The organism is Priestia sp. MDV22-iso46 (assembly GCF_058629175.1).
Genome location: NZ_JBZVWT010000020.1, coordinates 24,357 through 32,083 on the forward strand (window position 1 = coordinate 24,357; position 7,727 = coordinate 32,083).

The 7,727-nt window shown below is 31.5% G+C and carries 6 protein-coding genes and 1 pseudogene; 1 reads left to right on the forward strand and 6 read right to left on the reverse strand.

What is annotated here, in order from left to right; all coding sequences use genetic code 11:
* Positions 1–673 precede the first annotated feature (673 nt).
* Positions 674–844, reverse strand: coding sequence for a helix-turn-helix transcriptional regulator (locus AC4NPH_RS30300; RefSeq protein ID WP_081113383.1), 171 nt, complete (start codon positions 842–844; stop codon positions 674–676).
* Positions 845–1,322: 478 nt separating this feature from the next.
* Between AC4NPH_RS30300 and AC4NPH_RS30305 the strand changes: the two genes are divergently transcribed.
* Positions 1,323–2,876: a DUF4365 domain-containing protein gene (locus tag AC4NPH_RS30305; RefSeq protein ID WP_098315491.1), complete on the forward strand. Its 1,554-nt coding sequence runs from the start codon at positions 1,323–1,325 to the stop codon at positions 2,874–2,876.
* A 113-nt stretch (positions 2,877–2,989) separates the two neighbouring features.
* Here the strand turns inward: AC4NPH_RS30305 and AC4NPH_RS30310 are convergent, their stop codons facing one another.
* From AC4NPH_RS30310 to AC4NPH_RS30330, 5 genes and pseudogenes are all read right to left on the reverse strand, one after another.
* Positions 2,990–3,211 (reverse strand): helix-turn-helix domain-containing protein, encoded by a 222-nt coding sequence (locus tag AC4NPH_RS30310; RefSeq protein WP_053487940.1) that lies wholly within the window; start codon positions 3,209–3,211, stop codon positions 2,990–2,992.
* 335 nt (positions 3,212–3,546) lie between these two features.
* Positions 3,547–4,026: a MerR family transcriptional regulator gene (locus tag AC4NPH_RS30315; RefSeq protein ID WP_055991828.1), complete on the reverse strand. Its 480-nt coding sequence runs from the start codon at positions 4,024–4,026 to the stop codon at positions 3,547–3,549.
* 802 nt (positions 4,027–4,828) lie between these two features.
* Positions 4,829–5,563: a MerR family transcriptional regulator gene (locus AC4NPH_RS30320; protein ID WP_055991825.1), complete on the reverse strand. Its 735-nt coding sequence runs from the start codon at positions 5,561–5,563 to the stop codon at positions 4,829–4,831.
* A gap of 713 nt (positions 5,564–6,276) precedes the next feature.
* A complete protein-coding gene (locus AC4NPH_RS30325; protein ID WP_097826723.1) occupies positions 6,277–7,065 on the reverse strand; it encodes a ParB N-terminal domain-containing protein in 789 nt (262 codons plus the stop codon).
* Positions 7,066–7,172: 107 nt separating this feature from the next.
* Positions 7,173–7,727, reverse strand: a pseudogene (locus AC4NPH_RS30330) (replication protein); the annotation flags it as partial.

The following is a 7,727-nucleotide window of genomic DNA, read 5'->3' on the forward strand; positions in this document are numbered from 1 at the left end:
AGTAGTTTGCTCAAGATGTTATTTATTATTCATTTTTATAATTATTAAATAAAAAGAAACAGACTTGTTAGGAAGTCTGCAACTGCAACAAGAAATAAAGCTATTTATATACAACAGGTATTGTATATGATCCAACGAACTTTAGCAGTCTGCCCTGTTGAAGAGATTCTATACTTTATTGATCTTATGTTAACTAAACATGTCTACCATATACAGCGTAAAAACAGAAAAACTACTGACCATGCTCCAGTAGTTTTCTCTATGAATAGTGAGTAATTAGAAGTTGTTTTTGAAATCATATATTGACCTCTGGATTAGTTTGTTCAAGTTAGTAAGAACTTATGTATAGAGAAGAGAAAAACCTACTGTCTATGGGGTCAGTCCCATGTTCAGTAGGTTTTTCTCTTAGCTTATTCATAGCACACAATGAAGGATTGAAAATGAACATCTCTCCATCTTTTCAATAGTGTGCTCAATTAGGATATAAATCATTCACATAAATATTTCATCAGCTATGAAACATTTATGTATAGAAAATGATACATCTTGTATTATTTTTGATACGAGATGTATCAAAAGCAGGCTTAATCCTGCTCCTATAGCCTTAAAGGCTAAGATATAGTTAAGAAAGACATATTAGTTTTTGTGAGGGTTCTTGATGTAGATTTTGAAACTATTTAACAGCTTCTGTCATAGACTGTGTGTTCAACTTTTTCAAGATACTCCTTCTTTGATTCTTAATTGTGCACTCTTCTTTATGGAGAATATCTTGTATTTCTGAGATAGAATGACCATCAATAGAAAGAGCAAAGACTTCTTGTTCTGCTTGAGTTATTTGATTCATAAATACTTTCTATTCCAGGGTTTTACATTCTTTTTCTGCACTCTTTAGCCCAGCAACTTCATCAACTAAATCAGACGCCACACTCAAGATATTTTCAATACCCATTAATAGTTTTTCAATAGTTTTTCGCTTTTATCCATGATAAGGCCCTCCTACTTTTTGAGGGCAACCTATGTTATAATAAAAGTCCGTTACGTACTAAGTTTTGACATGGGGGTGCTTTCCTAGCCGGGAAAGTGCCCTTTTTCATGTTATTTTGTTTGGACTTGGATTGTCTATAATAATGTTTGATCAAGAATCTTGTATATAACAGGATTTTTTTGTTTGATAGTAAACCCATTTCATTGACTAAGAAATAGCTGAGAAATACAATCGTTGGATTTAATTTATCTAACGAATGCTGTTTCGTTGTTGCTATACTAGGATTCGATGAGTTTTTAACGACTTAAATGTTCATCATGAAGAAGGAGAGAATTGAATGGTTACAACAAAACCCCCAAAAAAGGTTGCAGCAAAAGATCTAGAAACTGATACAACAACTCTTGAACAGCTAGCGTATTATCGGATATTAGCCCCACTAAAAGTTAGATCACTCTTATCTCATCTTAATTCAAGTGAAAAGAAATCTATTTCCTTTGATTTCAAAAAAATGAAAAATGAAGATTTAGATCCTTTACGTCACACATTTATAGAAGAGGTAGACAAACAGCAAATACGCTCTACTGAAACATCCGAAAACAAAGAATCTACGCATTACAAAGTAGATCTTGTTAACATGCAAAAGAAAGCTTTTAATTTATATGAAGGGATGATTCACGTATATGGTATCCCAGACGACGGTATTAAGTTACCAGTGGAGGAAGTTAAATTAGATGAGTTGAAAATTGGAAAAAACGAAGTCGTTTATATGAACAGTGAATCCACCCTTGTTACTTACCAAATCATTGAAACAGAGAAGGGATTCAAGGTCGTTATAGAAGATACTTTAACGTTGGATTTTGATAGGAGAAAGAAATCTGGTCTATTCCATCTAGAAAGAGTAAAAAGTCTCGGTTCCTATATGAAATGTTTACGATTACTAAACTATTACATACAGCGCAATAAGTTTCCCTTTCAATCTTTACAGTTATCTGGTGGAACATTAAATTTAAAGGGGCATCTCCAACAAATTGAGGAAGAGATTGAATCCTACAAAGAACTGAGAGATATTTGTACTCAAATTGGAATAAGTGAAAATTATATATTTGATGATAAGGAAGATTTCCCTTCCCTATTCAATGCTATAATCAATATCTTTAAAAATAAACAATATAGCTTACTAAATATTCATCAAGAAAAACTAGAAAAAACGGAGATAATCAATATTGAACTTTCCAAATATGTGAAACTAGCATTAGTGTATGCAGATGGATGTTTCCTTAACCTTTATAGTGAAGAAGCGTTAAAAATAACGAGTAGATATTCGTCTATAACAGATGTAGCTAGTAATCACGGGCAGGATACTGTTGAACCTGTTATGTTATCTGATAATCGGGAAAATCATGACCAAAAAGTAAGCATTTTCGCTTCTCGAAAAATTGAAGAAATGGTGAAAGATACAAACTTTGATTTTGACATAGTAAAATTATCTTTTGCCGATGAACATCATAATATACAAGCTGACTTAACAATTACTAGTTCTTTAGAGTATATAGACTTTTACGATAAATCCCATGATGAAAGCTATTTAGAATTTGCTCTTGATCTAAACCAACGATACTTAGCTAAATATCCAGAAGATGATATTGCAAAGGTTAATATTTATATCATTAAACTCAAGCAAGGCCATGCATTATCAGAAGAGGAAAAAAATGACCTTTACAACATAACAGAAAGAGCAGAAATGAATAACGAGCAAACAATATGTTTTGCATGTGAAGTTTTGTTGAAAAATAAAGTAAAAGCGAAGAGAATATTTGCTACTCTTACTGGGAAGGAAAAAGAAGAAATCATGGAATTTCCAATTTACCGTTTTTATCAAAATTTGGAGTAGTATGCTCATTTTCTTCTGTATATAGCTTGCTAGTAAACTTTTATAAAAGCTCCTTTTTATAAAGTTCTTTGTCTTTAGTACAATAAATAAGCCCTACTTACCCACAATAGGGCTTATAAATTAAAAAAGTCCTCTACTTTCAGTTTTGGGTCAATTTTTTTTAAGACATTCATAATTTTCTTAATCGTGGTACCTGATGGGATGTAATTTGAATCATTGTAAATCTTGCTAACTGTTTTTCTATCCATCTTAGTTACTTTAACTATTTCCGTTTGATTATAGCCTTTGTTCATTAAGTATTTTCCTAATTTACTCTTTTGGGTTATCTTAGGCATAAGAGCACACTCCTTTTTATAAAGGATTGACACTTTCAAAAAAAATATTCATTTTAGGGAAAAAATTCCGCAATAAAATTTATTTATCACATATAATAAACTATAAAATAAACAATATATAAATATTACTTATGCAGAGTTAGAATAATGTCGATATTTTTGTCATAATCATATAGCATGAATACAGTTAAGACCGCCTTATACACTGATAAGTAATGGGCGGTCTTTGTTATCGATATTCTTTGAAATTGGACTTCACCAAAAAAAACCTTTACCTAGAGGGAAAAGGTTTTTTTTGTGAATATTAGATAACGAGATACCACCATTCTAGCAAATCATTTTTCAAAAAAGGTTTTTAACCACTTATAAAAACTCTTCTTTTGTTGTTGTGCTTTTTTTAACGCTCGAATTTCACGAGCCATTGAGATTAATTGACGTTCGCGTTCCTCGAATTTTGCATCGATATAGCTTTGTATCTCTTTTATTTGTACTTCAAGTGGTTCTAAGATAAGGGTTTGTTTTTCAGTTGAAATGTTAGGTGGAGTGTCTAGTATTTGTACTAAGTTGAATTTTTTTGCAACGGTTATAACGGCTTTTTCTAGGGTCATTTCGGAATTGGCATACATTTTTTTTAGTTCATGAAAGATGGTAACATCGTCATTTGTATAAGCTAATCTACCTTGTTTTTTTGTAAACTGCACACCAATTTTAGAAAAATGGAAGTTGTATTTTCGTATAGTCGATATGGGCAAACCAAGTATATCAGCTAATTCTTCGGTGGTATATGCTGCTTCTGCGGTTATGACTCTCAACATATGATCACCTCCTCTTATCAAGAGAACTATTCTAGGTATATACGTTAAAACCTTCAATTAATAAGAGAACGAGATATTATACCTTGTAATGCTATTGTTACTATAGTAATCGGTATTCTCAATTGAGGGTATATTATCATGTTTAGCTATTTACTAACGTCATAGATTAAATATTTGCCCTCTCCCCTCATCGTGATGGTTTTTCCTGATTCAGCGATGCATTTAGCTATATAAACATAAACTATCTAAAGAGATTAATCTAATAAATCATTAAATAGTGCTATCTTAATTTTAAAGTGTAATATCTACTGGATTTGAGTCAATAATTTAGATATAACAAAGTTGTCATGGTGCCAGATGAGCTAAATGTGGCATTGATAAATGTTAGAGTTTTATTTTTAGAGGATTAAATCTTTTGTGAAATAAAAATCTATTTTTGAATTCCTGTTTTATTTAGGGAATTACAAATCTATAAACTCGGAAATAAAACAATAATGACTCATTTCCGGTTTTATTAAATTTAAAACACTTTAGAGTTGTGTTTGTAAAAGAATAAATGAATTATCTTTTAAATTATTGATTTTTTGCACATTGATGTTTTCAATATTTTTACAGAATATTTGTTATAATTAAGCAATAAAATTCAGTTAAACATAAAATTAATCTTAAAATGATAATTAAAGCAATTATAAGTAAATTCCGATTTAGATATTTTTATGAAATTGATAAATAATTAAATAAAGATATTATTGTTTTCTATTATTTATTAGTTAACAAAATAAAAAACTAGGAATGATTTTTCCTAGTTTGAGAATAGCTTTTGCCATAATGTCTTCTTTTGATTTTGTTCTTTAATCAACTCTTTTTGAGTATGAGTAAATGCATTTAAAAGGTCTTCATCTCTTTGTTTTAATAACTCTTTTAGATTAGTATTTATCAGTTCTTCAAAATTCTGTTTATTTTGATTTAACTCCTGTTCAGCTGAATTATCTTTTAGCGTTTCTTGAGTTTTTCTAATGTTTTCAAGAAGAACTTTATCACGTTTTTTTAGGCTGTTTTCTATGTATGCTTCTAAGTCTTTATTTTCTGTTTTTACTTCAATCATTTGCTGCTTTGTTGCTGCAATTTCTTTATTTGCAATAGCTAATTCTTTTTGAGTAGAAATAAGTTCCTTTGTTAGAAGCTCCAATTTTTCTGAAAGAATCCTGTTAAATTCTATTTGTTGGTTCTGACCTTCAATTAGGTGATCTATCTTCTTTTCTAAAATAGACCGTTCTACGTGGTCATTAATAGTCATTTCTTCACCATTACGCCATTGTTTCACTTGATCCCAGGACCAACCTTGCTCATGAATTTTCTTCTTTATACTGTTAAGTGTCTCTAGATTCTCTTTTGTAAACCTTCTATGACCTTTTCCATAATCAGTGCCTGTCCACTCTGTAATAATATTGAATTCTTCGCACCATTTACGAAGCAAATCTCCAGAGATACCCAGTATATTTACCACTTCTTTTGGTAAGTACAATTTTTCAGACATAACTACACCTCCATATGTCAATTAATAATTAATATAATACAAGAATCATGCAATTGATTTTGAAGTGAAACGTACCATGGGATTATTAACGTAGATTCTAATAACATTGTTCTTATCTCATTATTGATTCTATATTAACTGCTAACTTCTTCTATGTAAATCTTAAAGCAATAATAATGTAATAACTAATTCCTGAATAAGATTATTGTTTTATCTTTTAATCAATAACTATCATTATTGATTAAAATGAAACGGAAAAAACTCATTATTGATTTAATTATTGTTTAAATGCATTTAAGTTAATCTTAAGTTCAACAAAAAATGTATTTTAACTAAAAAATAAATTCCTTTTTTATTCACAAACACGAATTCTTTTTTAAAGTTCACCTTAAGTTCACCTTAAGTTCAACTCGGATTTGGATATCAGAACATGCAAATGGGGGAATAGCTCTAAAATAGCTTCATTTAACTAATGATATATCAAAGATAAAATGATTAAGTTTAGCAGAGCCAAAAGGAAAGTTAAAGCATTCTTTTTAATTTAAGGACGTATAATAAGACAATCAAAAATGAAAATGAAATCATATAGTAGATGAGCTATATGTAGAAAGTGGCTTTCAAGATAAATAGACAGCAAACAACTATGAAAGGGGACACCTTATAGTTGTTTGCTGTCTATTACGAATAACTAGCAATTCTTAGCTAAAAATGTTTTATTTTTGATATTCATAGATAACAGGAACTTTCTCCATTTTAACGGTTTTGGCCACAATATAACGACGATAGCCATCTTTTAGGATCTTAGAGCCTTTCTCAATCGTTAACGGCTCATCTAAGTATCCTGTGCGCTTCACAAAATCAATGACCTTTTGCGTTTTTTCAGGATTTGGTCGTGTCTTTAAGAAGGCTTCAGGAACGATAATATCATCAAAGCTCACGACATCCTGTATCCCTTTTGGCTGAGTTGGTAGCTGCTTCTGTTTTGGCGCAGCCTTTTTCTCCTGAATAGGCGTTTCTTTCGATTCTGATTGTACTGTTTCAGCTTCCTTTTTCTCTTCTTTTGCTACAGGCTGAGAAACAGGATCTTGTTTTTCTTCCTGCTTGGTATATTCACTGTTCTTTTGTACCTCAGAAGGCGCAGAAACCTCTTGTTTTACTTCTTTTTTATCTTTCGGCTCATTAGCTTCTTTATCGTTTTTACTCGGGAGAACGGTAATCTGGAAGCAGATGATGCCAATTTCCCCAGGGCACTCGTCAATGGGAATATCTAACGTTGGTTCCCCTTGAATTAAGATCTTTTCATGCATAATATTCTTTTTTGTTAGTCCAGTTTTATTAAAGGCTTTCTTGGCAACAAACACGGTATACGAAATAAACGTACTCTTCTTTAAACCTTTAGGCGCAGAAGGTGAACCTTTTTCTCGCATATCAAAGGCAACGTAACGGTCGTATTCTCGTAATGGTCCTGTCGCAGAACCTGTTAGGGTCATTTTATGTGGCATCGTGATCTCCTCCTACATAGATTTATATATTGATTATTTAGAAGTATGTTCTAAATAATACTACTCTTAATAAACATAAGCTTCTAAGGGATTTCTTCACTTTTTGATTACGAAACAGTGTCCTGTAATTGGGCATGTTGTTGTAATAAAGCTTGTTCCTCTGGTGTTAAGGCTTGTCCTAGATCCTGCTTCAACTGCGCCATTTCTAGCGAACTGTACGTAGAACTATGCTCTTTAAGTAAGTTTTCTTCTTCTGGCGTTAGTTCTTGCCCTAAATCGTGCTTTAATTGGATCATTTCAAGCTGTTGATCCAAAGAAATAGTTGCTTCTTTTGTACACTCATTTTGCTCTTGTTCAGCTTTTAACCAAGCAGGAACCAATTCCTTACGGATGATATGTTTAGGCGTAAATAAAGCTGTCTTAGCTTCAGTATGTATGTCTGACTCAGATGATGGTTCTTCTGTATTCCCTTTTAGTAGATTTGTAAATTGATTGAATGCAATTTGATAAACAAGACGGCACATTTCATCCAGTGATAGGGGAGTACCCTTGTGATTCGCTTCATGGACATATTTATCTAAACCAACAATGGCTGTATAAGCGACTTCATGTACTTGTTCTTTCACAATCTCAATCTCTGTATCTCGTTTTACTGCTTTAGC

Excerpts from the sequence above, each read along its gene's own strand:
- AC4NPH_RS30300 (WP_081113383.1), bottom strand. The coding sequence starts at position 844 with ATGAATCAAATAACTCAAGCAGAACAAGAAGTCTTTGCTCTTTCTATT.
- AC4NPH_RS30305 (WP_098315491.1), top strand. The coding sequence starts at position 1,323 with ATGGTTACAACAAAACCCCCAAAAAAGGTTGCAGCAAAAGATCTAGAA.
- AC4NPH_RS30310 (WP_053487940.1), bottom strand. The coding sequence starts at position 3,211 with ATGCCTAAGATAACCCAAAAGAGTAAATTAGGAAAATACTTAATGAAC.
- AC4NPH_RS30315 (WP_055991828.1), bottom strand. The coding sequence starts at position 4,026 with ATGTTGAGAGTCATAACCGCAGAAGCAGCATATACCACCGAAGAATTA.
- AC4NPH_RS30320 (WP_055991825.1), bottom strand. The coding sequence starts at position 5,563 with ATGTCTGAAAAATTGTACTTACCAAAAGAAGTGGTAAATATACTGGGT.
- AC4NPH_RS30325 (WP_097826723.1), bottom strand. The coding sequence starts at position 7,065 with ATGCCACATAAAATGACCCTAACAGGTTCTGCGACAGGACCATTACGA.